The organism is Actinomadura sp. HBU206391 (genome assembly GCF_014323665.1).
GTDB lineage: Bacteria > Actinomycetota > Actinomycetes > Streptosporangiales > Streptosporangiaceae > Actinomadura_C.
On the sequence record NZ_JABVEB010000532.1, the window covers coordinates 1 to 1,524 of the forward strand.

The 1,524-nt window shown below is 67.8% G+C and carries 2 protein-coding genes; one reads left to right on the top strand and one right to left on the bottom strand.

The annotated features are described in order from the left end of the window. Positions 1 to 339 precede the first annotated feature (339 nt). Positions 340 to 486: a hypothetical protein gene (locus HKK72_RS39160; RefSeq protein ID WP_187239416.1), complete on the top strand. Its 147-nt coding sequence runs from the start codon at positions 340 to 342 to the stop codon at positions 484 to 486. A gap of 94 nt (positions 487 to 580) precedes the next feature. On the opposite strand, the gene HKK72_RS39165 is transcribed toward HKK72_RS39160, so the two are convergent. Further along, positions 581 to 1,105 (bottom strand): hypothetical protein, encoded by a 525-nt coding sequence (locus tag HKK72_RS39165; protein WP_187239417.1) that lies wholly within the window; start codon positions 1,103 to 1,105, stop codon positions 581 to 583. Positions 1,106 to 1,524 lie beyond the last annotated feature (419 nt).

Consider the following 1,524-nt stretch of genomic DNA (forward strand, 5'->3'; position numbering starts at 1 on the left):
AGCTTGGGAAGTCACTACCAGCGATCGCCGCCCACCTGCGGCGAGGCTGACCTGCGCCGGAGCGGCGATGCACCCGTGAGTAACCGTACGTTCCCTGGTTGCCCGCTCTGACGGGCACGCAACGGGCACAGCCGACGGTTTTTAGAGGATCGTGGATCTTGGGACTTCTCCCCCGTTGAGCTCGGCAGGAGCCGGTCTGACCGACCTGACCAGGCCGATTCATCCCGCGAATATCCCGCGCTTTGGTTCTGGAGCTGCTGCGGCGCGTTCACGGCCCCAGTTGAGCGAGGCTCGCTGTCTCCTGGGCCTTCATCGGCCTCGGCTGGAGCCCCCGCCGCGATGCTCGATGGTGCCATGACCGCCGATGCGTACCGTGCCCAGGTCCACGAGGCTCCAGGTGAGCGCCTGGTAGATCTGCGCATTAACGCCCGCCTCGCGGCCGCTGCTGGTGTGCAACTCACCCGCTTCGAGGGACTGAACGCCTGACGGCGGCCCGGGCGGGGGACCGGACCGCCGCGGCCCGCCGGCCGGGCCTCGGCCACGCGACGCTCGCCGCGCGACCCGCCGGACGGGCCCGCAACTACCAGGTGTGGGCGACGTCGACGATGAGCCGCGTGCCCCCGCCCTCGCGCAGGAGCGTGAAGACCCGGAACGGCAGGCGCGCCCGCACGCCCAGGCCGATCGTCGTCTGGCCCTCGAATGAGCCCGCCCCCGCTACTTGCCGGAACGTGGTGTAACCGGCGACATCAGCCAGGTTGGGTGAGCCGGTCGGGAACCCCGTGGCAGCGGCCGCCTGGACGATGATCCGCAGCTTGGCGCCGCCTCGCAACGGAACCGGCTCGCCCGAACCGTCACGGACCACCTGGTCGACGTACTCGGTACGGTGGCCAAAGCCCGATCCGGCCACCTCGATGACCAGCCGGTCGTAACAGCTCTGACGACCGGTGCGGACCCGCTCCAGCGGCCCCTGCGAGTAATCGCTCAGCGTGCCCTTCGGCAGCGATCCCCATGCGGTCTCGCATGCGGCCGACGCGGACGTGCCGAGCACCCCGATGAGAGTGGCCGACATGACGAGTGTCAGCAACCCCCTGAACAGTACGCGCATTCTGAACCCCCATCGCACAAGTGACATCAATTGTTAAAAAGGACGTCTCGGGTCCATTGATGGTTTACTCGGTGCCATGTCCGAATGCGGCGGTCCGCGCAGGAGATCGTGACCCAACTCGTCTGTGCCCTGGCGATCTCCCGCCTTCGAGGTCTCCCGGAATGCTCAACGAGCAGGACTCGGCCCGATCTCTGAGCAGGCCAGACCCCGCGGAGATCGTCTCGGGTCCACCTTCACCCGCGGCGGGAGCGTGACCGTGAGATCGCCTCCACGCCGAACAAGATGGCCAAACTTGAGCTGAAGAAGTCGGGGAAGAACGGCGAGAAGCCGGACGGGCCTGAGGACGCATCGGGCACGAAGACGCGAGAAGGGCTCCTGAACGGCCAAGCCACAGCGTCCGGGACTGGGTCGGACCTGGG